The 22,322-nt window shown below is 56.6% G+C and carries 21 protein-coding genes and 2 tRNA genes; 11 read left to right on the plus strand and 12 right to left on the minus strand.

Annotated features, from left to right (window positions below; all coding sequences use genetic code 11):
- Positions 1 to 80 precede the first annotated feature (80 nt).
- From RUA4292_RS09090 to RUA4292_RS09105, 4 genes are all read right to left on the minus strand, one after another.
- Positions 81 to 494 carry a secondary thiamine-phosphate synthase enzyme YjbQ gene (locus RUA4292_RS09090; protein ID WP_058277321.1) on the minus strand — a complete coding sequence of 138 codons (414 nt, stop codon included), beginning with the start codon at positions 492 to 494 and terminating at the stop codon, positions 81 to 83.
- An 18-nt stretch (positions 495 to 512) separates the two neighbouring features.
- A complete protein-coding gene (locus RUA4292_RS09095) occupies positions 513 to 914 on the minus strand; it encodes a hypothetical protein (protein ID WP_058274880.1) in 402 nt (133 codons plus the stop codon).
- A 78-nt stretch (positions 915 to 992) separates the two neighbouring features.
- Positions 993 to 1,541: a DUF4166 domain-containing protein gene (locus tag RUA4292_RS09100; protein WP_058277322.1), complete on the minus strand. Its 549-nt coding sequence runs from the start codon at positions 1,539 to 1,541 to the stop codon at positions 993 to 995.
- Entirely contained in the window at positions 1,542 to 1,976 is a 435-nt protein-coding gene (locus RUA4292_RS09105) for a thiol-disulfide oxidoreductase DCC family protein (RefSeq protein WP_058277365.1), read from the minus strand. It abuts the gene before it with no gap.
- A 264-nt stretch (positions 1,977 to 2,240) separates the two neighbouring features.
- Between RUA4292_RS09105 and RUA4292_RS09110 the strand changes: the two genes are divergently transcribed.
- Positions 2,241 to 3,278 carry a helix-turn-helix domain-containing protein gene (locus tag RUA4292_RS09110; RefSeq protein ID WP_233493403.1) on the plus strand — a complete coding sequence of 346 codons (1,038 nt, stop codon included), beginning with the start codon at positions 2,241 to 2,243 and terminating at the stop codon, positions 3,276 to 3,278.
- Between the two features lie 193 nt (positions 3,279 to 3,471).
- On the opposite strand, the gene rpoD is transcribed toward RUA4292_RS09110, so the two are convergent.
- The 4 genes from rpoD to RUA4292_RS09130 all read right to left on the minus strand — a co-directional run bounded on the left by rpoD (position 3,472) and on the right by RUA4292_RS09130 (position 9,484).
- Positions 3,472 to 5,460, minus strand: coding sequence for an RNA polymerase sigma factor RpoD (gene rpoD, locus RUA4292_RS09115; protein ID WP_058277324.1), 1,989 nt, complete (start codon positions 5,458 to 5,460; stop codon positions 3,472 to 3,474).
- A gap of 114 nt (positions 5,461 to 5,574) precedes the next feature.
- Positions 5,575 to 7,524: a DNA primase gene (gene dnaG, locus RUA4292_RS09120; RefSeq protein WP_058277325.1), complete on the minus strand. Its 1,950-nt coding sequence runs from the start codon at positions 7,522 to 7,524 to the stop codon at positions 5,575 to 5,577.
- Between the two features lie 80 nt (positions 7,525 to 7,604).
- Positions 7,605 to 7,901 (minus strand): hypothetical protein, encoded by a 297-nt coding sequence (locus RUA4292_RS09125; RefSeq protein ID WP_058277326.1) that lies wholly within the window; start codon positions 7,899 to 7,901, stop codon positions 7,605 to 7,607.
- A gap of 152 nt (positions 7,902 to 8,053) precedes the next feature.
- Positions 8,054 to 9,484 (minus strand): Glu/Leu/Phe/Val family dehydrogenase, encoded by a 1,431-nt coding sequence (locus RUA4292_RS09130; RefSeq protein ID WP_058277327.1) that lies wholly within the window; start codon positions 9,482 to 9,484, stop codon positions 8,054 to 8,056.
- Between the two features lie 415 nt (positions 9,485 to 9,899).
- Here RUA4292_RS09130 and RUA4292_RS09135 point away from each other — a divergent pair, with 415 nt between their 5' ends.
- From RUA4292_RS09135 to RUA4292_RS09145, 3 genes are all read left to right on the plus strand, one after another.
- Positions 9,900 to 11,591: a Tad domain-containing protein gene (locus tag RUA4292_RS09135; RefSeq protein ID WP_233493404.1), complete on the plus strand. Its 1,692-nt coding sequence runs from the start codon at positions 9,900 to 9,902 to the stop codon at positions 11,589 to 11,591.
- The gene (locus RUA4292_RS09140; protein WP_058277329.1) at positions 11,588 to 12,121 is read left to right on the plus strand and encodes a TadE/TadG family type IV pilus assembly protein; all 534 of its coding nucleotides are present in this window, start codon (positions 11,588 to 11,590) and stop codon (positions 12,119 to 12,121) included. Before RUA4292_RS09135 ends, RUA4292_RS09140 begins: the two co-directional genes overlap by 4 nt.
- Positions 12,122 to 12,212: 91 nt before the next feature.
- Positions 12,213 to 12,761, plus strand: coding sequence for a pilus assembly protein (locus RUA4292_RS09145; protein ID WP_145974917.1), 549 nt, complete (start codon positions 12,213 to 12,215; stop codon positions 12,759 to 12,761).
- Here RUA4292_RS09145 and RUA4292_RS09150 read toward each other — a convergent pair.
- Complete coding sequence (locus RUA4292_RS09150; RefSeq protein WP_058277366.1) at positions 12,706 to 13,188, minus strand: hypothetical protein; 483 nt, start codon at positions 13,186 to 13,188, stop codon at positions 12,706 to 12,708. The genes RUA4292_RS09145 and RUA4292_RS09150 overlap by 56 nt on opposite strands.
- Positions 13,189 to 13,346: 158 nt before the next feature.
- Between RUA4292_RS09150 and RUA4292_RS09155 the strand changes: the two genes are divergently transcribed.
- Complete coding sequence (locus RUA4292_RS09155) at positions 13,347 to 14,258, plus strand: pirin family protein (RefSeq protein ID WP_058277331.1); 912 nt, start codon at positions 13,347 to 13,349, stop codon at positions 14,256 to 14,258.
- 14 nt (positions 14,259 to 14,272) lie between these two features.
- On the opposite strand, the gene RUA4292_RS09160 is transcribed toward RUA4292_RS09155, so the two are convergent.
- Complete coding sequence (locus tag RUA4292_RS09160; RefSeq protein WP_058277332.1) at positions 14,273 to 14,860, minus strand: TetR/AcrR family transcriptional regulator; 588 nt, start codon at positions 14,858 to 14,860, stop codon at positions 14,273 to 14,275.
- A gap of 99 nt (positions 14,861 to 14,959) precedes the next feature.
- On the opposite strand from RUA4292_RS09160, the gene RUA4292_RS09165 reads away from it, so the two are divergent.
- The 6 genes from RUA4292_RS09165 (at position 14,960) to RUA4292_RS09190 (ending at position 19,780) form a co-directional block, all read left to right on the plus strand.
- Positions 14,960 to 15,208, plus strand: coding sequence for a hypothetical protein (locus tag RUA4292_RS09165; RefSeq protein ID WP_058274791.1), 249 nt, complete (start codon positions 14,960 to 14,962; stop codon positions 15,206 to 15,208).
- A 127-nt stretch (positions 15,209 to 15,335) separates the two neighbouring features.
- A complete protein-coding gene (locus RUA4292_RS09170; protein WP_058277333.1) occupies positions 15,336 to 16,622 on the plus strand; it encodes a homoserine dehydrogenase in 1,287 nt (428 codons plus the stop codon).
- 69 nt (positions 16,623 to 16,691) lie between these two features.
- Entirely contained in the window at positions 16,692 to 17,675 is a 984-nt protein-coding gene (gene glpX / locus RUA4292_RS09175) for a class II fructose-bisphosphatase (RefSeq protein ID WP_058274789.1), read from the plus strand.
- A gap of 90 nt (positions 17,676 to 17,765) precedes the next feature.
- Positions 17,766 to 19,508 carry a single-stranded-DNA-specific exonuclease RecJ gene (gene recJ / locus RUA4292_RS09180; protein WP_058277334.1) on the plus strand — a complete coding sequence of 581 codons (1,743 nt, stop codon included), beginning with the start codon at positions 17,766 to 17,768 and terminating at the stop codon, positions 19,506 to 19,508.
- A gap of 98 nt (positions 19,509 to 19,606) precedes the next feature.
- Positions 19,607 to 19,681, plus strand: a tRNA-Glu gene (locus RUA4292_RS09185).
- Positions 19,682 to 19,705: 24 nt separating this feature from the next.
- A tRNA-Glu gene (locus RUA4292_RS09190) sits at positions 19,706 to 19,780 on the plus strand.
- Positions 19,781 to 19,790: 10 nt separating this feature from the next.
- Here the strand turns inward: RUA4292_RS09190 and RUA4292_RS09195 are convergent.
- Entirely contained in the window at positions 19,791 to 21,632 is a 1,842-nt protein-coding gene (locus tag RUA4292_RS09195; protein WP_058277335.1) for a V-type ATP synthase subunit A, read from the minus strand.
- On the minus strand, positions 21,629 to 22,321 hold the full coding sequence (locus RUA4292_RS09200) for a hypothetical protein (protein ID WP_058277336.1): 693 nt from the start codon (positions 22,319 to 22,321) through the stop codon (positions 21,629 to 21,631). Before RUA4292_RS09200 ends, RUA4292_RS09195 begins: the two co-directional genes overlap by 4 nt.
- Position 22,322 lies beyond the last annotated feature (1 nt).

Consider the following 22,322-nt stretch of genomic DNA (forward strand, 5'->3'; position numbering starts at 1 on the left):
ACTATGACTTACTTATCCACAACTATAGGGTAGCCGCTAGGATTTGGGTAGTCGGAAATTTCCACCGCAAGATAAAGGGGTCAGGCAAAATGTGCCGCGACCCTTCGCACATGCGCTGCGGTGCGGTGTTCAAACAGGTAAATACCTTGCCAGATGCCTAACACCGGTTGCCCAACGGACACGGGAATAGTCAGTGAAACAGGTAAAAGAGCCGCCTTGATATGGGCGGGCATGTCGTCGGGGCCCTCGTAAGTATGGCGCAGATAGGCCATCGCGGGGTCGTCGGACGGCGGCACCAATCTATCAAAAAAGGCGCGCAGGTCCGATTGCACCTCGGGATCGGCGTTTTCCTGAATGGTTAGCGAACACGAGGTATGCCGCACGAACAATGTCAGCAAACCATCGCCTGAGACCGAGTTAAGCCAGTTGCGCACGTCCCGGGTGAATTCATACAACCCCGGCCCGTTCGTCGAAATAATAAACTCGGTCTGCATATGGCGATCAGTCCTCGATCAGTTGCGGAATGGGCGGATGTTGCAACGTCCGTTTGCCCCCTGAACCGACATGCTTTCGCCAGCCTTGAAGCCGACTGAGATCGAACTGCTTTGCTGGGCAACGTTTGTAGGTTGCTGCAGCGAGAATTGAACCGCGGTGCGGCGACCCGTTGCTTCGCTGGGGCCATAGCCGCGCACCACATAAATTCGTTGCTGCCAACCTGCACCCAAAGTCCGGCGCGCAAAGTCTGCAGCCGCGCACCAATACCCGTCCACGTCCTGACGGGCCCGCGGGATCACTTCGAACATATTGCTGTTGACGGCAACCGTCTGAAATCCGTTTCGCGCAGCCGAGGCCGACGATAGGGGCACAGACAGCAAGATCGCGGCAGAAACCGCCAATGTCATAACCTGTTTCATAATCATGCTCTCATTCATTTCGAGGTAGTTTCTCAAATAGTATACATTCTTACCGGGCAAAGCTGGTTCACAATCAATTCAGTCAACGCGGGTCCTCGCGTGATCGAACGTTAGCCAGCCCTGATACCGGATCAAAGCCCCAACAAGCGGCATCCGGGCCGACACGTTAAACCGAAACCGTCCTTCATCATCCTGCCATTCCTCGGTCTTTGATTGCGGCAGAAGCACCTTCGGGAAAGGAACTCGCAACAGGCTGAGGCGCATGATCTGGATCTCTAACCTCTCGGGTGCAAATACCGGCTTTAACCATACGGAGACCTGCCCAAACTGCTCGCAGACGCATCTCTGGTCCTGGTCCAAAGTCAGCCGCGATCGGGTGATGTGACCATCGAAATCGCGCGTCCATATCCAAGCGTTCCCCTCTTGCTCGACCCTGAGACGCACCGGGATGTCGTCACCCCCGGACGGCATGCCGGCAAAACGCAACGCGAGTTTGGCCAGCCACCCCTTGCCCGGCGTGACTGAGCATCGCCCGGAATAAATTCCGCCCGTGCTGTGCAAGGCCTGCAGAGACTTGGGCAGGTTCGTACCCACGGGTAAGGCTTGCAAAAAGGGATCAGGGTGCACTCAGAACCCCTCAGGCAGAAAGCGAGCTTGCAGCGTTTTGTCCGGGATCATGCAGGTCGGCGAACGTCCGAAGATTGCATACCGGTTTCTGGCGATTACGTAGTACAGCGGGTCTTTGATGAAGCGAGGAAGAAACCTGCAGACCGAAAGAACCCACCAAAACCCCGGCAACTTGCGCATCGCTGCTGCGAAAGCATCCAACCGTTGATGAACCACGCCATCGGTAACGACGAGATTGGTTTCAAAGTCCCGCGTCGGTAGTCCGAGGTGAGAATACAGCCTTTGCCCCAATGGCGACTGCGCGGTGGCAAATTTGAACCGCTGCGCCTTGTCCCGGGCGACCATAAAACGAAAAAACCCCGAACACAGAACGCATTCGCCGTCAAAGACAATGAAATCCTGACCATCTGCCGCATCGGTTGCCAGTGTGGTCATATCAGTAACGCCTGCTAACCCAATTTGAAGCACATTCGCATCACTGCACATTCCGGGCAATGCGACACTGGGCCATCTTTGCGAATTGATATGTGTCGGGGAGCCGCGGGTCATCTGGGCGACAAGTTTCCTGGGCTCTAACCTCATCCCCACAAGGCTTAACCCGACAGCACGCGGAAAATACGTATGACACCCAATGTAGTCTTGCGAAATTCTGCCATTGTTATTTGAATAGATGACAGCGGCCGGAACAAAGGCCGCGAAATGAAATACGCTGCTAACTCGGGTTTGAACATGGACGTCGATATTGCCCGCATTCAAGTGTTGTCCAAAACACTAGATCAAAGGGCAGAAGATCCTTCGATTGGTGATCGCGTGCTGGCCAAATCCGGTCTGAGCCGCAGCGACATTGCGCCACCTTCAACAGCCTATAGCGCGCACAAAGAGGCGTTGTTTGTCCGCTACGCCTGCGACGCGCTGAATGACATCACCTTTTCGGCCAGTGCTGGGCTTGGCTTCAGGTCGTCCTCCAGCCTGACGGCGTATATCAGTAAATACTCGCGTGATCTGAAGCAGGTGATCGAAAACTCGTCGCGGTTTCACGGGATGATAGACCCGGCTTTGCACTTCAGCCTGCGCGTTTCTGGAAATTTTGCTGCAATCGAAGCCGACTGGAAGGATGCCAGTTTTGCCCGATATCACCGTCGTACCGAATTTTTGATTTTCGCGGCCCTCGCCCGCATACGCTCGTTAACGCAGACAAGTTTTTTTCCTATCGAAATCCGCTTTCAGCACGAGGTCGGCGAAGCCAGAAAAGAGTTTCAGAAATTAGCGGGCTTTCCTGTGTCCTTTGGTGCAGAACGGTTGGAAATCGTACTGACCCTGTCCTCATTGGATCTGCCGGTGCCGACATATGACCCCTCTCTGCGAGAGCATCTTCTGTCATATGGCGACAGGGTTCAGGCCGAAAGTGACCACCCCGCGCAAAAACTCAGGGCGCAAGTCGAGGGGCTGATCACCCGGTCTATGCCCGGCGCGATTATTCAGGCGGACGACGCAGCCTCGAACCTTGGGATGAGCCCGCGCACGTTTGCCAGGCGGTTGAATGATGAGGGCACAAGCTATCGTGAGATTGTCGAAGACTTGAGGTGCGATCTGGCGCAGACTTTTATCACCAACGGGATGCCCTTGTCGGAAATCGCCTATTCGCTGGGTTATGCGGATCAACCTGCGTTTTCTACGGCCTTCAAACGCTGGACCGGTCAGGCACCCAGCACGTTCCGCACTCGGTTGGGACCGTAACACGGAAAGGGTGGCCGGGGGTCGTCAGCGGCACAGCCTCGCCCCGGCCTGTCCCATGAGTGGACAAGGCAGAAATAGGGGCCACATCGCCGCATGACTTGTGAGTTCTCGCCAATTTGAGGTTTGAACCGGTCACCGTGATCAACGCGTGAACGGATAAGAAAAAGGCGCCTCGATTGAGGCGCCTTTTTGATTACTGATCCAGGAAGGACCGCAATTTGCGCGATCGGCTGGGATGTTTGAGCTTGCGCAGCGCTTTCGCCTCGATCTGGCGAATACGTTCGCGGGTCACGCTGAACTGTTGACCAACCTCTTCCAGAGTGTGGTCGGTATTCATACCGATGCCAAAACGCATCCGCAGAACACGTTCCTCACGCGGTGTGAGCGAGGCCAGAACCCGGGTGGTCGTTTCCTTGAGGTTTTCCTGAATGGCGCTGTCCAAAGGCAGCACGGCATTCTTATCCTCGATGAAATCGCCCAGTTGGCTGTCTTCCTCGTCGCCAATCGGCGTTTCAAGGCTGATCGGTTCCTTGGCGATCTTCATCACCTTGCGAACCTTCTCAAGCGGCATCTGCAGCTTTTCGGCCAGTTCTTCCGGAGTCGGCTCACGTCCGATTTCGTGAAGCATCTGACGACCGGTCCGGACCAGCTTGTTGATCGTTTCGATCATGTGAACCGGGATACGGATCGTACGGGCCTGATCCGCGATGGAACGCGTGATCGCCTGACGGATCCACCAGGTCGCATAGGTCGAGAACTTGTACCCGCGGCGGTATTCGAACTTGTCCACCGCCTTCATCAGGCCGATGTTGCCTTCCTGAATAAGATCAAGGAATTGCAGGCCACGGTTCGTGTACTTTTTGGCAATCGAGATCACCAGACGCAGGTTGGCTTCGACCATTTCCTTCTTGGCCTGACGCGCCTCTTTTTCACCCTTTTGAACTTGCTGCACGATGCGGCGGAATTCAGGGATATCCAGACCGACATACTGACCGACCTGAGCCATATCGTTGCGCAGTTCCTCGACCTTGGCGGTCGAACGTTCAATGAACATTTGCCAACCCCGGCCCGGCTTTTCTGCCATCTCGGTCAGCCAGTTCGGGTCCAGTTCGCGTCCACGATAGGCGTCGATAAACTCACGACGATTGATGCGCGCCTGATCCGCCAGTTTCACCATCGAGCTGTCCAGAGACATGATGCGACGGTTAATGCCGTACAGCTGGTCGATCAGCGCTTCGATACGGTTGTTATGCAGATGCAGACCGTTCACCAATTCGACGATCTCAGATCGCAGCTGTTGATAGGTCGCCTCTTGTTTTTCCGAGAAGGTGTCGTCTTCGTTCAGGGTCGCCGAGATCCGGCTATCTTGCATTTCCGACAGCATCGAGAAGTCGGTCGAGATCCGTTCCAGTGTGGTCAGAACCTGATCTTTCAGCGCGGCTTCCATCGCGGCCAACGACATGTTGGCCTGCTCGTCGTCGTCATCATCGTCATCGTTATTCAGCGGGTTGCCATCGGCGTCCAGCTCGGGGCCGGTGTCCTTGGCAGGTTTTGCCGCCTGAACCGCAGACGTGTCGACAACCGGTTCTTCGACATCCCCGTCTTCGTCTAACTGGTTGCCAAACGTGGCCTCCAGATCGATGACGTCGCGCAACAGAATGTCTTCGGACAACAATTCGTCGTGCCAGATGGTGATCGCCTGGAAGGTCAGCGGGCTTTCGCACAGACCGGCAATCATTGTGTTGCGACCGGCTTCGATCCGCTTGGCGATGGCAATCTCGCCTTCGCGGCTCAGCAGTTCGACGCTGCCCATCTCGCGCAAATACATGCGGACCGGGTCATCTGTGCGATCCAGCTTTTCAGCACCAGCACCCGCCAGCGCAACCTCTCGGTTGCTTTCTGCGGCAACCAGTTCGGTCGAGCCTTTATTCTCTTCTTCCTCGGCCTCTTCATCTTCGATGATGTTGATGCCCATCTCGGACAGCATCGACATAACGTCTTCGATCTGTTCCGAGCTCACCTGATCAGGCGGCAGAACCTGATTGAGCTGGTCGTAGGTGATGTAACCTTTCTCGCGGGCCTCGGCGATCATTTTCTTGACGTTGGCCTGGCTCATGTCCAGCGAGATTTCCTGTTCCTGCTCGTCGGATTTGCGGTCTTCGTTTGTATCCTTGGCGGCCATTCAATGCTCCTGCAGGGATGGGTGATTCGTTTGTACCGAATCATTAGCGCGTAGAAGTGATTCGGCCACCCGTTTACCCGTTTTTCTTTTCCAGTGCCTTACGAAAACACCACTTTAGCGACGTTTCCGTTCAAAATTGATGCCAGACATGATCGCCTGAAACGCGTCTTTCTCGTCGCGGTTGATTCGTGCGCCGTTATCGGCGATGTCAAAAACCGCCCTATCCTCGTTCTGACTGCGGCTTGTGCGGTTACGCTCTTCGGCGGCCTGGGCCAGCCGGTACGTGAGCGCTTCATCAGCCAGATCAGACAGTTCCTCTGCAGCTTCGGCAATCTCGGCATCCAATCCCCGGAGCGCTTTGATTTTCGCGAGTTCCTCGGCCAGAGTCATCTCGGCCTTTTCGACGTCGCCTGGTTTGAACACACAAGGGATTACTGCGACATGGCGAAGGGCCAGCAGGTTTTCAAGGATTTCGCCGCCCAAAGTTTCAAAAATGTGGTCTTTCAGATGCTCTGGGTCGTCGATCGCATGCCGAAGGATGGCGGCGCGCAAGGCGGCATGATCGGGATCGTGGCACTCCATTTCTTCAAGCTGATGTTCGAATTGAACCACAACGGTGGGATTCAGGATGGCGATTGCCAGAATTGCAGCCTCGCGCATCTGTATGTCCGCGGTTTCTGAAGACGCCAGAAAAGATGAGCGCGCACCAGGGGTTGCTGGCTGTTTCGGAGGTTGCCACTTACCGCGTGGCTGCCATTGGCGATTTTGCGGCTGACGTTGCGGGCGGAACAGTTGCCAGCGCAGGTCTTTGATCTCTTGCCCGTAATGCGTCCGGATTGAGGGGTCGCGGATCAGTTTGATCTTGTCCCTCAGCGACTTATCCAACGCAGCTTTGCGTTCTGGACTGTCGAACACCTTGCCCTCTGTCTCACGCTGCCACAGCAGTTTGACCATCGGGATCGCGCCTTCAAGCACTGATTTCACAGCTGCCGGACCCTCGGCCCGCAGCAGATCATCGGGATCCTTGCCCTCGGGCATCAGGGCAAACCGCAGGGATTTACCCGCCTCCAGCAGCGGCAAGGCCAGATCAACCGCGCGCATCGCGGCGCGCAAACCCGCCGTGTCGCCGTCCAGCGCAATGATCGGTTCGTCCGAGACGCGCCACAGGAGCTGCAACTGGTGTTCGGTAATAGCCGTGCCCAGCGGCGCGACCGACGCTCCGAACCCGGCTTCGGCTAGGGCGATTACATCCATATACCCTTCGGCTACAATCAAGGGCTGCCCCTTGCCGGAGGCTTGTCGTGCCGGACCGTGGTTATAAAGACTGCGCCCCTTGTCGAACAATTCCGTTTCGGGCGAGTTCAGGTATTTCGCATTGTCATTGGGGTCCATTGCGCGACCGCCGAACGCAATGCACCGCCCGCGCGGATCGCGGATGGGGTACATGATCCGATTGCGGAACGTATCATAAGGCTTTTTGCCCTTGTTCGAAGGTTTGGCCAGCCCTGCCCCAAGGATCAGGTCCTCGGCCACGTTCTTTCCGCGCAGGTGATCCCACAACCCTTGCCAGCCATCCGGCGCAAACCCGATCTCCCACCGGTCCAACGCCTGTGCATCCAATCCTCGACGGATCAGGTAATCGCGCGCGGCGCCCCCTGCCCCGGTCTTGAGTTGCAAGCGGAAGAATTGCGCGGCCTGCTCCATGACGTCGGCCAGTTGCGACCGGCGGTCCTGTTTTTCCTGTGCCTTTGGATCGCGTGCTGGCATGGGCATGCCTGCCTCGCGCGCCAAAATTTCAACCGCTTCGATGAATGAGACATTCTCAGTCTCTTTCACAAAGCTGATCGCATCGCCTTTGGCATGGCACCCGAAGCAATAGTAGAACCCCTTTTGGTCATCGACGTGGAAGGACGCGGTCTTTTCGTGGTGAAACGGGCATGGCGCCCACATGTCCCCCTTGCCTTGGTTGGACTTGCGCGGATCCCACATGACTTTACGCCCGACAACCTGAGACAGGCTCAGGCGGGTGCGTAGTTCATCCAGAAATCCGGGGGGCAGAGACATGGGTCAAACCTGACAGAAACAAGAACGCGCGCCAAGGGTATGACGCGCGTTTGTCCACAGGGAAATGATGGGGCTGTGGATTATTGCAGCAAACACAGCTCAAGCCACGCGGCGCCCAGATCCTTTTTGCGTACATCGCGCATCTTTTGCTCATAAACCCAAGGCGCGATCAACGGGATGGCAGCATTGTAATTTTCGGGCCATGTCGGGCTGGTTTCGGCAACTGCCTGGGGCACGTTGCGCTCTTTTACACGGTCCAGCCGTGCCTTCTGGATCGCCGCAACAACTTCAGCCTGGTATTGGCAGCTTTGCTCTTTGGTCTCTTCCGCAGCTAAAGGGGTAGCCAGCAAAGCGGCAGCAATGGCGATACGCAACATAGGGAACTCCGGTAATCGATTCTGTCGATGCAGCTTACCTGCCGCAAGCACGGCCTGCCATTGCCGTTTTTGGCGCATCTGCCGAGGCAAGTCCGCCACCGCTTACCGTGGGGGCAGCCTGGCAAAGCCAAGCTGCCCCTGATTTCAAAACATCACAGCCCTTTGGCGCGATAGCTTTTCGAGACGCGGTCAATGGCCACGATATAGGCCGCCGTCCGCAGATCCTCGACATCGTCGCGGCTGTGCCAGACTTCGCGCATGGATTGATAGGCAATGCGCATCGTGTCATCGAGGCCCGAGCGTACCAGTTCCAGCTCGTCCGCGCCGCGAAGATACTTGGCCTTAAAGTTCGGAGACATCGACCAGGCATCGCCAAGGTAACGATCCAGCCGCTCCAGCTCACTGACAATCAACTCGTGCCGCGCCTCTTCCTGACGGCGTTGCATGCGACCGAAACGAATATGGCTGAGGTTTTTGACCCATTCGAAATAGGAAACGGTCACACCGCCCGCGTTTGCATACATGTCCGGAATGATCACCGTGCCTTTCTTGCGCAAAATCTCATCCGCACCGGCAGTCACCGGGCCATTCGCAGCCTCGATAATCAAAGGCGCCTTGATCCGGTCTGCGTTAGACAGGTTGATGACCGCTTCCAGAGCAGCCGGGATGAGGATATCGCATTCTTCTTCAAGAACTGCACCACCCTCGGCCGAGTGCGTCGCATCCGGATAATCACTGACACCGCCATGCTTGACGATCCATTGCCGCACGGATTCCACGTCGATCCCGTCGGGATTATATAGCGCGCCATCCCATTCGATGATGCCGACAATTCTGGATCCGTCCTCCTCACTCAGGAATTTCGCGGCGTGATAACCCACATTGCCCAGCCCCTGAACGATGACACGTTTTCCATCCAGCTTGCCGGACAGCCCCGCCTTTTGCATGTCTTCCGGGTGGCGGAAGAATTCACGCAGGGCGTATTGGATGCCGCGACCTGTTGCTTCGACCCGGCCTGCGATACCGCCCGCGTTCAGCGGCTTTCCTGTAACACAGGCGCGCGCATTAATATCCGTCGTGTTCATCCTGGCGTATTGATCCGCCATCCAGGCCATCTCACGCTCACCCGTTCCCATGTCGGGGGCCGGCACGTTTTGCGAGGGATTGATCAGATCGCGCTTGGCCAGCTCATAGGCAAAGCGGCGGGTGATCTGCTCCAACTCGTGCTCTTCGTATTTACGGGGATCGATGCACAACCCCCCTTTCGATCCACCAAAGGGCGTTTCGACCAGAGCACATTTATAAGTCATCAGGGCGGCAAGCGCCTCGACCTCATCCTGATTTACGGCCGTGGCATAGCGGATACCGCCCTTCACGGGCTCCATATGCTCGGAATGGACCGAGCGGTAGCCGGTGAAGGTATGAATATCTCCGCGCAGGCGGACGCCGAACCGAACCGTGTAGGTGGCGTTGCAAACACGGATCTTTTCCTCCAGCCCCGGCGGCAGATCCATAAGGGACGCCGCTCTGTTAAACATCAAATCTACACTTTCGCGAAAGCTGGGTTCATTAATGGCCGTCATTTAATCCTCCGTGCCGACGAACGACGAGCGTTCTGACGTTTTGTCGCACCCATTGGCTAAACGTTCAATAATTAAGCAACAATAAAACCCGAAATCGTCATGGAAGCTCTCGGACCGGGCTGAGTCGCGCACGGCGCTTAACTTTGGAAGAATTGTCGCCTGACCAAAAACAGAGGCAAAAAAGCCGTTCAATTATCTACGGTTCGCGCCCAAAGTTGCCATATCTTCGGCAATTCCGCCCAATTCACGCCACGATTCGCCGTTAGTTTTCAAATGTTAACTTTTTCTTAGCAGCGCCGGATGTCTGCTCAGCGAGGTCGGCCAGATGAAAATGCGCGAATTTAAGTGCAACACTAAAAGATTTGAGAAAGCAGCCGAGTCAGCTCGTCGTTTTTCGCGCGACGAGGATGGCGGGGTGTTTACGATCTTTGTGACCGTTGGCTTTTTGCTCATATTTGCGACAGCCGGTATCGGCGTCGACATTATGAACTTTGAACGTGACAGAGCAAGCCTCCAGGGCACGCTGGACCGCGCGGTTCTTGCGGCGGCCAACGTTAAACAAAAACTCCCTCCGGCAGAAGTGGTCAAATCCTATATCGAAAAATCCGACGTACGCGGCGAGCTTTCGGAAGAACCTGAAGTAGAGGATGATCCCAGAGTTGGGTCAAGAAAAGTCACAGCAAAAGCTGAAGTCGACGTTCCCACACATTTTATGTGGTTCTTCGGGTATCCCCAACTGACGGCTTCGGTCACGAGCGTCGCGGAAGAGGCCATTGGGTCGCTCGAAATCGCGATGGTTCTGGATATTTCCGGCTCAATGAGCTGGGATTCCGCAACCGACGATAAATCAAAAATGGAAGTGCTTCAGGAAGCGGCCACGCAGTTCGTGACTACGATGTACACGAAAGAGAACCCGGACAAGATTTCGATCTCAATCATACCTTACAACAACCAAGTGAATGCGGGCGCGAACATCCTGGGCAACATGCCGGGTGTTACTACCGAACACAGCTATTCGCACTGCGTAGACTTTGTCGATAATGATTTCACGGAATACTGGATCGATCCAAACAAAAAACTCAATCGCACTGCCCATTTCGACCGCAGAAACTATAACGACGATTACAATGATGAAATACACAATATCTCGCGCTCGGTCTGCACAACCCGCGCGGGCAGCGATATTACAGCAGTGACGAACGTCATTTCCGACCTGCACAGTCAGATCGCGGCCATGTCACCCGGCGGAAACACGTCGATTGATATCGGTGTGAAATGGGGTGCTGCGCTGTTGGATCCTCAGTTCCAGCCTGTGATAAACAAGCTTTCGAAACAGTACGCCGACCCTGATGCAATTGATCCGGACACAGGGTTAGACGTAAACACGGGCGTGGCACCAAAGAAAATAGTTCCGGTGACTTTTGATAATCGTCCCATGGCATACGAATCCAACGTCAAAAAAATCATGATCGTCATGACGGACGGCGAGAACACCGAAAACTGGATTCTGAACGAGGCATACCGCGATGGAGATTCGGATGTCTGGTACAACCCCAACTATGAGCATGAGGTCGAAACTTGTTGGTACAACAATCGGGGTCGACTCCGCTGTAGGACCGACAGGTACGGCGGCGAATACAGTGTCCGCACATCGGCTCCCGGCGACACACCTGAGTATTACTGGACAAGACAGGAGCTGGAAGGTCAGTCCGAACCCTTTGGCGGTGAGGCGGCAGATCAATCAGTGCGCCTGACCTACCCGCAGTTGTGGAACCGCGTCACCTTGGATTGGAATGCCGAGTATAACTATGCTTGGCAGTCCAACCACAATCAAACTTGGTATAACAACGCTTTTACCGAGATTTACAGGACCAAAAAGGACACGCGGCTGCAAGATATCTGCACCAAGGTCAAAGGTAAGGATGTAGATGTCTATGGGATTGCCTTTGAGGCACCTTCAGTAGGTGTAACGGCGATCAGAAACTGCTCCAGCGGTGCCGGATTCTTCTACGAAGTCAAAGCCGACGGCAAATTGGGTGATCTGACGCTTCCGCAAGTCTTTGATTCTATTGCTACTGCAATCAAACAACTGAGACTAACGCAATGATCCGCAAAGCGTTGGGAAAAATTGTACAGTTCAAACGGGCTGAGGACGGTTCATTGACCGTTGAGTTCGCCATTTGGTTCCCTCTTTACATGTTCTTTGTTCTGGGCGTCATCGAATACTCACTAGTCACAATCCAGCAGGCAATGCTGGATCGCTCTATGGATTTGGTCGTGCGCGATATTCGTCTTGGGATAAATTTGCCAGATTCGCAGCATGACACAATCAAGGATGCCATTTGCGGTGAAATGGTCGCGCTTCGGAATTGTTCCGATAACCTGCAATTGGAGATGATCGTTCAAGACCCGTACGGTGGTGTGAATCTTCCAGTGGAACCAGACTGTTCAGACAGAGCCGAAGAGGCCAAGCCGGTTCGTGAATTCTCGAATGGCGGATCGAATGCCCTGATGATTTTGCGTGCCTGCGCCAAGGTGGATCCAATTTTCCCAACAACGACAATGGGGCGGGCTGTGTCCGGCAATGATGGTCTGGTCACACTTACGGCGACGACCACCTTTGTACAGGAGCCTTAAAATGACGTGCCTCTCTTTACGCATCCGACATTTTCTTAGCACCTTTGCGAGCCGCGAAAACGGAAACTTGTCCTTGGAGTCGGCTCTGATAATGCCGGTTCTCGTATGGACGGTCACCCTTACATATACGTTTTTTGATGGTTTTCGCGAAAACACCGCGAACCTTAAAGCCGCGTACACGGTGAGCGACCTGATTTCGCGTGAGGGTGAAGATGCAATAACAGATACCTACGCGGAATCCATGTATTTAATATACAACCGCATGGTAAACAACAATTCACCTCTAAGAATGCGTTTGTCGGTGATCCAGTACATTGCCGCTGATCAAGATGCGGGGACAGAAGAACGTTATCGAATTGAGTGGTCGACAGCTTGTGGGTTTGAGAGCAACTGGACCGATGCCAACCTTGATACGTTGGTTGAGAGGCTTCCGGAAATGGCAGATCTAGACACTTTGATCGTTGTCGAAACCTCGAAAGACTACGTTCCGCTTCTGAACACTGGTTGGCTAACCCGGGATCACAAATTCAATAACTTTATTTTCACACGGCCACGTTTTGTTCCAATAGTCAGAGGGCCTAACTCTACGCATTTTTGTCAGCAGGATGTAGCACCAGTGGGTGTAGCACCTGGAGCATGAATTTGGTTTCGGCAGCTGTGGTCAAGCCGCCGATGCCAACACGGCGCCCCAATCGCCACCACAGTCCCGGTGCCCAGCTGTTTTCTGCGCTTTCCGTAGTCTTCAACAAAAATCCATTTGACGGCTTGAACGCAAACACCCCCTGATCGATCGACTCGATATCTTCGACACGCGCAATCACCTGCCCTGAACCGGTCCGCAATTCAGTCTCGGTCAGCTCGATCCAGTCACTGGTGGCTTGCCACATGCGATAGGCCAGCCAGAACGCCGCCACACCAACGACAAGTAAAAAGACCAGCCAGGCCGGTTCCGGTGGCGTGGTCAAAGCGACATAGATGACCAGCACACCCACGGTCGACAGCATCCCCACCCCTATCCAACGTCTGGATGATGAAGGTCGGACCGTGGCCAGAATTTCTTGTTGCATTGACGTCCCCTGCTCTGCTCGGTCCGGGTTTATCCGCTTTGTCTGCCGAAAAACAGAGGGAAGCCGACTATGGAATTGCGCACAGCACCCGTGTTTGCACGCAAATTGACGCATATCGCCAACAGCATACATGATCCCCACAAATTCAGGAGGCCATCATGTCCCTTAGACCAACATTGGAAACCCGCCAGGCTGTGCCGACCATGGAAGGCGCAGGCGTCAAATTGCACCGGGCCTTCGGATTTCAGGACCCGTCCGAGCTTGACCCGTTTCTGTTGTTCGACGACTTCCGAAATGAACGCCCCGAGGATTATCAGGCGGGCTTCCCCTGGCATCCGCATCGCGGCATCGAAACCATCACCTATGTCTTGTCCGGCTCGGTCGAGCATACGGATTCGCTGGGCAACACCGGCACATTGGGCGCAGGCGACGTTCAGTGGATGACCGCCGGGTCCGGAATCCTGCATCAGGAAATGCCCAAGGGAAACGGTGCGGGCCAAATGCACGGGTTCCAGCTGTGGGGTAATCTTCCCTCGGATCAAAAGATGACAACGCCCCGCTATCAGGATGTCCAAAGCAAAGAGATCCCCGGGGTCACTGATGATGACGGCACCACCGTGCGCGTCATTGTTGGTGAATTCTGGGGCAAAACCGGCCCGGTAGACGGTATTGCCGCCGACCCGCAGTACTTGGATATTCAGGTTCCGGCCGGTGTGAGAAAGACCTTTCGCATCGACACCTACCGGCGGGCGTTTGCCTATGTGTTCCAAGGACAGGCGGCCTTTGCCGATGCATCACAACCTACCGGCGTGCTTTTGGAAAAAGAGGTCGCGGGACAAGAGGTCAACATCCGTGATCTGTCCGGTGACCGCACTCTGGTTCGGTTCGGCACCGGTGATGAGGTCACGGTTCAAGCTGGTCCGGAAGGTGTCCGGTTTCTGTTGATCTCGGGCGCGCCCATTGATGAGCCTGTCGCATGGCATGGTCCAATTGTCATGAACACGCGTGCCGAGCTGGAACTGGCGTTCAAAGAACTGCGCAATGGCACATTCATCCGCGCCGCGCACTGATTAAGCAAAGTTGGTCAGGCGGTTACGGCGCGTCTGACCATATCCCAATAAACCTGCTCTACTTCGTCCAGCGACAAGCGTCCGCCTGCACGGTACCAGGTCATCACACCGTTCAGCATCGCGATCACGGCCAGGGTCGCGATTTTGGTATCGGCAACCGAGAAGAGCCCAGACTTCTGCCCATCCTGCAAGATGGCTTCAAGCGAATCCTCATAAGCCCGGCGCAGGCCTTCGATTTCCGAGAAGTTTTCGGGCGTTAGGTTGCGCAGCTCCATATAGGCGATAAAGACTTCATCCGGTCGCTCCATATGAAACCGAATGTGAAAGCCGACAAAGCGGCGCAGCGCGGTCTCGGCATCGGCGGGTTTTTCAAGTTCACCATAAGCAGCCAACAGATCCTGCATGTGATCCTGCATCAGGCGAAACAGCAGGCTTTGCTTGTCGGGCGTGTAGTTGTACAGCGCCCCCGCCTGCACACCCACATCTTTTGCGATCTGGCGCATGGATACAGCGGCATAGCCATGCCGGGCAAACAGCCCCAGCGCTGCTTTTCGAATGCGCGGGCCGGTGATATCGGAGTGTGAGCCTTGGGTACGTGCCATACCGCCACCGTATATGAACAAGCGTTCATATAGAACCCCGCTTGAACGACCGCCGCAAAAGGTGCATCACGGGGTCAGTCTCCATTGAAAGGGTTCGGTATGAAGCCCCTGCCACTTTTGGTTCTGCTTCTGACTTGCGCAGCCTGCACGGACTTCCCGGAATTGGAAGGACGCGAACAGCCGAATGTGCGCTCGGCCGCGTATCCGAAGCTGGTCCCACTTCAGGACATTCTTGGCCCGCCCATAGATCCCGTGAACGAAGCGGCCGAGGTTGAAGAAGACCTGACCGCGCGCCGCGAAGCGCTGGCCAAAAGGGCCGAAGCGCTGCAGAACGCGCAAACCAACTGACCTTTCGCGTTTCAACCGACTGTTACCGCTGTCCCGGATTGCGCCTCGACGCCGAACCCGTTAAGGCACCTATGAACGGGCAAACAGCCCGAAACCAAGGACATTCGAGCGGAAAGGAACCCACGGGATGACACAGGCGCTGCGGCTGGGAATTGCCGGCTTGGGAACAGTTGGCGTGGGTGTCGTGCGGATCGTGCGCCGCCATGCCGACCTGCTGCAGGCGCGTACAGGTCGCGCGATCGAAATCACCGCTGTTTCTGCGCGCGACGCAAACAAAGACCGTGGCGTGAACCTGTCGGAGTATGCATGGGAGACTGATCCCGTCTCATTGGCGCAGCGCGACGATATCGATATTTTTGTCGAACTTATGGGCGGCGAAAACGGCCCCGCCAAAGCATCTGTCGAAGCCGCGTTGGCCGCTGGCAAGGATGTGGTGACCGCGAACAAGGCTTTGTTGGCCATTCACGGTCAGGAGCTGGCTGAAAAAGCCGAGGCCGCAGGCCGTGTGATCCGTTTTGAGGCCGCCGTTGCGGGCGGTATCCCCGTGATCAAATCCCTGACCGAGGGGCTGGCCGGAAACGAGATCACCCGCGTCATGGGCGTGATGAACGGCACCTGCAACTATATCCTGACGCGGATGCAATCGCAGGAGCTGGGGTATAACGCGCTGTTCGAGGAATGTGCCGAGCTAGGCTACCTCGAGGCTGACCCGAACCTGGACGTGGGCGGCATCGACGCGGCGCACAAGCTGGCGCTTTTGTCCTCGATCGCGTTTGGCACCAAACCGAATTTCGACGGCATCCAGATCGAAGGCATCCAGCACATCAGTCTGGATGACATTCATCAGGCAGCCGACATGGGCTATCGTATCAAGTTGCTGGGTGTCGCTCAGCGCTCGGCACGCGGTCTGGAACAACGGATGCAGCCGTGCCTTGTACCCAGCGGCTCGCCCCTGGGTCAGCTGGAAGGCGGCACCAATATGGTTGTCATCGAAGGCGACTCGGTCGATCAGGTTGTCCTGCGCGGCCCTGGCGCAGGCGAGGGTCCAACGGCAAGCGCCGTGATGGGCGACGTCTGCGATCTGGCGCGGGGGTTGCAAATCCCGACCTTTGGCCGCCCTGCAGAAACGTTGGAAGACGCAAAACCCGCTATTACCGGGCTGCCCGCCCCCTACTACCTGCGCCTCGCACTGTTCGACAAGCCCGGTGCGCTGGCCAAAGTTGCCGCCATTCTGGGTGGCGCGGGCGTCTCGATCGACCGGATGCGCCAGTACGGGCACACCGAAGCCACCGCGCCGGTTCTGATTGTGACCCACAAAACCACGCGGGCCACTTTGGATGTCGCTTTGGAAGGCTTCCGGACGACCGATGTCGTGTCGGGGGAACCCGTCGCATTGCGGATTGAAGAGGTTTGACCCTTGCGGCCTGCACAAAACGCAGGCTATGCCCGATGAAACGCCTTTATTGACCTGAGGATACGAAAAATGAGCGCTGCCAAAATCGATTTCAACGACCGTCTGTTGTCTCTGGGCCTTGCACGGGTCGCAGAGCAGGCCGCACTGGCCTCGGCCTCGCTTGTCGGACGTGGTGACGAAAAGGCTGCGGATCAGGCGGCTGTAAACGCGATGCGCGAACAGCTGAACCTGCTGGACATTGCCGGCGTGGTTGTCATCGGCGAAGGCGAGCGTGACGAAGCACCGATGCTGTATATTGGCGAAGAGGTCGGCACCGGAAACGGCCCCGGTGTGGATATCGCACTGGATCCGCTTGAGGGCACGACTCTGACCGCCAAGGACATGCCGAACGCGCTGACCGTGATCGCCATGGGGCCGCGCGGATCAATGCTGCACGCACCCGATGTTTATATGGACAAGCTGGCCATTGGTCCGGGCTTTCCGGAAGGCGTCGTGAACCTCGACATGAGCCCACGCGAGCGTGTTGAAGCGTTGGCCAATGCCAAAGGCTGCAAGCCTGCCGACATCACCGTCTGCATTCTGGAGCGTCCCCGCCACGAAGCGATGATCGCTGAAGTGCGCGAAACCGGCGCCTCGATCCGCCTGATCACCGATGGTGACGTGGCCGGCGTCATGCACTGTGCCGAAAGCGAAGAGACCGGCATCGATATGTACATGGGGCAAGGCGGAGCACCCGAGGGTGTTCTGGCCGCTGCCGCGCTGAAATGCATGGGTGGTCAGATCTTTGGCCGCCTGCTGTTCCGCAATGATGACGAGCGTGGCCGCGCCGCCAAAGCGGGTATCACCGATCTGGACCGCGTTTATTCTCGCGATGAGATGGTAACCGCAGACGTGATCTTTGCTGCAACTGGCGTGACGGGTGGCTCTTTGCTGCCTCGGATCAAACGCCAGCCGGGCTGGGTTGAAACCACCACCCTGCTGATGCGTTCCAAAACTGGTTCGGTGCGCCGCATGTCCTACCGCACGCCAACCTGGCCGCACGACAACGCGTGATGGCTTGCACCTTTGCCTTTGGCAGAGGTTTCGATAGATACAATGAGGCCGGATCCGAGAGGGCCCGGCCTTAGCATGTGAGAGGCAGGCATGAGCTTTTTAGGGGTTGAGCAGTCACTGACCGGGCGGCGTTGGATCGGACCGGAGGCCGAGGTCGAACGGGCCACGGAAATGCTGGTGCAACAGTCCGGGCTGCCACGTGCGCTATGTCAGGTTCTGGCACGGCGCGGAGTGCCACCCATGGAAGCCGAAAGCTTTCTTGAACCAAAGCTGAAGGAATTGCTACCCGATCCCCGGTCCATGAAGGATATGGAGACCGCCGCAACGCGGTTTTTGGAAGCTGTCCGAAACAAGCAGCGGATCGCGGTTTTTGCCGATTACGACGTCGATGGGGGCAGTTCGGCGGCTTTGTTGCTTGTCTGGATGCGTCAGATGGGGCTGCAAGCCACGCTGTATGTGCCAGACCGAATTGATGAAGGTTATGGGCCGAACGTGCCTGCAATGCAGGAACTGGCGGCCGCGCATGACTTGATTATCTGCGTGGACTGCGGAACGCTCAGCCACGAACCCATCGCGGCGGCAAAAGGCGCGGATGTTATTGTGCTGGACCACCACCTTGGCGGTGAAACGCTGCCGGATTGCGTGGCTGTAGTGAACCCGAACCGGCAGGATGAAAGCGGAGATTTGGGGTATTTCTGCGCCGCTGGCGTGGTGTTTCTGATGCTGATTGAGGCCGGGCGGCAACTGCGAGAGGCTGAGGTTAAGGGTCCCGACCTGATCGGGCTGCTGGATCTAGTGGCATTGGCAACCGTTGCAGACGTGGCCCCGCTGATCGACGCGAACCGGGCGCTGGTGCGGCAAGGCCTTAAGGTCATGGCACGGCGGCAACGACCAGGGTTAGTGGCGCTGTCGGATGTGGCGCGTATGGATTCAGCCCCTACCAGCTATCACCTGGGTTTTCTTCTGGGTCCGCGCGTCAATGCGGGCGGGCGGATCGGTCAGGCCGATCTGGGCGCGCGACTGCTGAGCACGGACTCGATGACCGAAGCTGAAGCGCTGTCTCAAAGGTTGGATGAGTTGAACACCGAGCGTCGTGATATCGAAAACGCAGTACGTGCGGCAGCACTGGAACAGGCCGAGGAACGCGGATTGGAAGCTCCTCTGGTTTGGGCGGCGGGCGAAGGGTGGCATCCCGGCGTTGTCGGCATCGTGGCATCCCGCCTCAAGGAAAACGCCAACAGACCCGCCATTGTCATCGGCTTTGATGGTGATGAAGGCAAGGGTTCAGGACGGTCGGTTTCTGGCGTTGATCTGGGGGCATCAATCCAACGATTGGCGGCTGAGGGACTTTTGGTCAAAGGCGGCGGGCACAAGATGGCCGCAGGGCTGACCGTTATGCGGGATCAGTTGGAACCGGCCATGGAACGCCTCAGCGAGTTGTTGGCCAAGCAAGGCGCGGGCAAAGGCGGTCCTGCAGACATGAAGCTAGACGGAGCGCTTATGCCGGGCGCAGCTTCGGTCGATCTGATCGAACAGATAGAAAAAGCCGGTCCTTTCGGGGCCAGCGCCCCTGCCCCACGCTATGCGTTGCCGGACCTGCAGGTGCGCTTTGCCAAGCGTGTGGGGGAATCGCATCTGAAACTGTCGCTGTCCGACGAGGTTGGTGGTGGCCTTGATGCCATTGCCTTTGGAGCTTTTGACGGACCGATGGGGGAAAAGCTGTTCAACCATGGCGGCGCGCGCTTTCATATCGCCGGACGGCTTGAGGTGAACACATGGGGTGGACGGCAAAGCGTTCAGCTGAGACTGGAGGACGCGGCAGAGGCAAACTGAGCCCATTTCCAGCCTTGCCAAAAAAGTTTCGCATCCCTGCATTTTTCGGCTTGCGGGGGTCAGAGGTAAACCGTAAAAGGCCCTCCACAAGCCAGCGTGGCCCGTTCGTCTATCGGTTAGGACGCCAGGTTTTCAACCTGGAAAGAGGGGTTCGATTCCCCTACGGGCTACCACTTGTGCTAATGCCACTACCAGATGGCCCGTTCGTCTATCGGTTAGGACGCCAGGTTTTCAACCTGGAAAGAGGGGTTCGATTCCCCTACGGGCTACCATTTCCCTGAACTACACTCCAAATTTTTCGCGGCTCAGGTCCTGTATCTGTCCCCACAGCGACTTGAATTCCGGTGTGTTTCCCGCGGCGTAGTGGAAGTTCTTCATAAGACCTGTGAGCTGGGTGAACACCTGACGCACTTCACCCTTATCTTCGAATTCCGCAGTTGATTGCGTAACATCATAGATCAGCTTGAACGTCATCTTCTGACGCTCCAGCGGGACGGTTGCGTCGACTTTGTCAAAGGCATCCTGCTGTAGGTACACCATGTCCACGAACAGCGCTTTTTGCTGCGTGACGAAGTCCTCGATGGTGACACCTTCTTCGCCGGTCACCTGCATCATCTGGTCGACCTGTTCGCCTTTTTCAATCAGGGCCAGCAGATCGCGCACCTTGCCTGTCCAACCGGGCTCAGCGTTCTTGTCGTACCAATCCGAGAGCTGATCGGTGTATCGCGACCAGCTAAGCATTGGGTCAACCGCAGGATAGAACCGTTTATAAGCCCGTTCCGAGGACAGGCCCAGAAAGCACTTCACGGTAGACAACGTGGACTGCGTCACAGGCTCGTCAAAATTGCCACCCGCTGGTGAAACCGTTCCAATCAGCGTCAGACTACCCAGATCGCCATCATTGGTCTTCATCGCTCCTGCGCGCTCGTACAGGCCCTTGATCGAGCTTTCCAGATAGGCAGGGAAGCCCTCTTCCCCGGGGATTTCCTCCAGCTTGCCGGAGGTCTCGCGCATGGCTTGAGCCCAGCGGCTGGTGCTGTCAGCGATCAACAGCACGTCATAGCCCATCTGGCGGTAATACTCGCCCAGGGTGATGCCGGTGAAGATCGAAGCCTCACGTGCCGCTACAGGCATGGAAGAGGTGTTACAGATGATGATCGTCCGATCCATCAAACTGCCGCCCGACATCGGGTCGGTCATCTTGGGGAATTCGTGGATCGTTTCCACCACCTCGCCCGCACGCTCACCGCAGGCCACCACGATCACGATATCCACTTTGGAGTTCCGAGCGATCAGGTTTTGCAGCACGGTTTTGCCCGCACCGAACGGGCCGGGAATACAGGCCGTGCCACCGCGCGCTATGGGGAAAAACGTGTCGATCAGGCGTTGCGAGGTCAGCACGGGTTCCGTTGGGTACAACCGTTCCGACAGGGCGCGTTTCAGGATGGTTTCAGGTAACGGTCGTCGTACCGGCCACTTTTGGCACAGGGTCAGCGTGTGCTCCCCACCCTGCTCGTCTTCAAGACGCGCGACAATCTCGTGGATCGAGGCTGCACCTTTCTGTACCCACACAACATTGTAGTCGCCGACCCAGTTGAAAGGCAGCATGATTTTGTGGGTAAACCGGCCTTCGGGAACAGTACCGATGCTGTCGCCGGCCTTGACCATATCGCCAACTTTGACTGTGGGAGTGAAAGACCATTTTGCCTGATCATCCAGCGGCGCAACATCCGCCCCGCGCGGCAGGAAAGTCCCGAACTCGGCCGCAACCTTGGTCAAAGGCGATTGCAGGCCGTCAAAGACCTGCCCCACAAGCCCCGGCCCAAGTTCGACCGAAAGCAGCTGTCCTGACTGTTCAACCGGATCACCAACCGCTACGCCGTCCGTGCTTTCGTAGACCTGAACGTCGGCAGTATCGCCGCGCACGCGCAGCACCTCAGCCTTTAGGCGTTCCTGACGCCCGCCCGGGCCCGGACGGGTAGGAAGGATGAACACGACCTCGTTCTTGACCAGTTGTCCCGGAACGCCGGCGGCGTCTTGGTTGGCCTGAATTCTCACAAGCCCTTCCTGGACAGAGACAACGCGGGCGGTTGCGGTTTGAACCGAAGATGTTTGGGCAGTCATGCGCTTACTCTCTCAAAATCGAAATCTGCGACATTGCTCATGGCTTGCTGGGCTAGCTTCTCAAATCTTGCGGCCGCGTTCTGCGGGTTGCTTTGCGCCCAGCGATCGAAAATGTTCCAGATCAAGACATAGATGGCCACGGCCTCAAAATCGAACAGGTGACGGGCGGCGTGTCGTTTCAATTGCGTATGGCTGACTGACAGCAGCAGTCGTTCCAGACCCAAGGGGTCCTCGGCCTCAAGCAACTGGCGTGCTTCCTTGATCCACGGCATCGCCGTGGACAGACGGAAATCTGGGTCACCCCAATTGGCGGGGATGTGACGGCTCCAAAGTCCAAACCCATACGCACCGGACGGTGGATTGCCACCCTGCCCGCGCAGGCGCAATGCCGCAACAACAGTACGCAGGTCCATCCGTTCAAGGAACAGGCTGCGCAAAGATGATTGCGGGATTTCGGCCAACGCTTGTTTGCACCTCAATACAGCCTGCGCGTCAGTGACATCCATGTCATATGCGCTCCAATTCAGAGCATGTTCCATAACCTTCAGAACCTTAGCGTCCTCGGGCGTCAGCGCCTTAAGGCGACGATCCAGCCGCAGCCGCGACAGCGGAGGTTGTTTGGCCACGAACAACCGCTCAGAGCCTGGCAGGCTGCTGATCAGGGCGATATAGGCGTCTTGGTCAGACATC

The organism is Ruegeria atlantica (assembly GCF_001458195.1).
GTDB classification, from domain to species: domain Bacteria; phylum Pseudomonadota; class Alphaproteobacteria; order Rhodobacterales; family Rhodobacteraceae; genus Ruegeria; species Ruegeria atlantica.

What these genes read in the sequence shown, in the direction of transcription:
- RUA4292_RS09090 (WP_058277321.1), bottom strand. Translation starts at nt 494, where the DNA reads ATGCAGACCGAGTTTATTATTTCGACGAACGGGCCGGGGTTGTATGAA.
- RUA4292_RS09095 (WP_058274880.1), bottom strand. Translation starts at nt 914, where the DNA reads ATGAAACAGGTTATGACATTGGCGGTTTCTGCCGCGATCTTGCTGTCT.
- RUA4292_RS09105 (WP_058277365.1), bottom strand. Translation starts at nt 1,976, where the DNA reads ATGACCACACTGGCAACCGATGCGGCAGATGGTCAGGATTTCATTGTC.
- RUA4292_RS09110 (WP_233493403.1), top strand. Translation starts at nt 2,241, where the DNA reads ATGAAATACGCTGCTAACTCGGGTTTGAACATGGACGTCGATATTGCC.
- rpoD (WP_058277324.1), bottom strand. Translation starts at nt 5,460, where the DNA reads ATGGCCGCCAAGGATACAAACGAAGACCGCAAATCCGACGAGCAGGAA.
- dnaG (WP_058277325.1), bottom strand. Translation starts at nt 7,524, where the DNA reads ATGTCTCTGCCCCCCGGATTTCTGGATGAACTACGCACCCGCCTGAGC.
- RUA4292_RS09125 (WP_058277326.1), bottom strand. Translation starts at nt 7,901, where the DNA reads ATGTTGCGTATCGCCATTGCTGCCGCTTTGCTGGCTACCCCTTTAGCT.
- RUA4292_RS09130 (WP_058277327.1), bottom strand. Translation starts at nt 9,484, where the DNA reads ATGACGGCCATTAATGAACCCAGCTTTCGCGAAAGTGTAGATTTGATG.
- RUA4292_RS09140 (WP_058277329.1), top strand. Translation starts at nt 11,588, where the DNA reads ATGATCCGCAAAGCGTTGGGAAAAATTGTACAGTTCAAACGGGCTGAG.
- RUA4292_RS09145 (WP_145974917.1), top strand. Translation starts at nt 12,213, where the DNA reads ATGCCGGTTCTCGTATGGACGGTCACCCTTACATATACGTTTTTTGAT.
- RUA4292_RS09150 (WP_058277366.1), bottom strand. Translation starts at nt 13,188, where the DNA reads ATGCAACAAGAAATTCTGGCCACGGTCCGACCTTCATCATCCAGACGT.
- RUA4292_RS09155 (WP_058277331.1), top strand. Translation starts at nt 13,347, where the DNA reads ATGTCCCTTAGACCAACATTGGAAACCCGCCAGGCTGTGCCGACCATG.
- RUA4292_RS09160 (WP_058277332.1), bottom strand. Translation starts at nt 14,860, where the DNA reads ATGGCACGTACCCAAGGCTCACACTCCGATATCACCGGCCCGCGCATT.
- RUA4292_RS09165 (WP_058274791.1), top strand. Translation starts at nt 14,960, where the DNA reads ATGAAGCCCCTGCCACTTTTGGTTCTGCTTCTGACTTGCGCAGCCTGC.
- RUA4292_RS09170 (WP_058277333.1), top strand. Translation starts at nt 15,336, where the DNA reads ATGACACAGGCGCTGCGGCTGGGAATTGCCGGCTTGGGAACAGTTGGC.
- glpX (WP_058274789.1), top strand. Translation starts at nt 16,692, where the DNA reads ATGAGCGCTGCCAAAATCGATTTCAACGACCGTCTGTTGTCTCTGGGC.
- recJ (WP_058277334.1), top strand. Translation starts at nt 17,766, where the DNA reads ATGAGCTTTTTAGGGGTTGAGCAGTCACTGACCGGGCGGCGTTGGATC.
- RUA4292_RS09195 (WP_058277335.1), bottom strand. Translation starts at nt 21,632, where the DNA reads ATGACTGCCCAAACATCTTCGGTTCAAACCGCAACCGCCCGCGTTGTC.
- RUA4292_RS09200 (WP_058277336.1), bottom strand. Translation starts at nt 22,321, where the DNA reads ATGTCTGACCAAGACGCCTATATCGCCCTGATCAGCAGCCTGCCAGGC.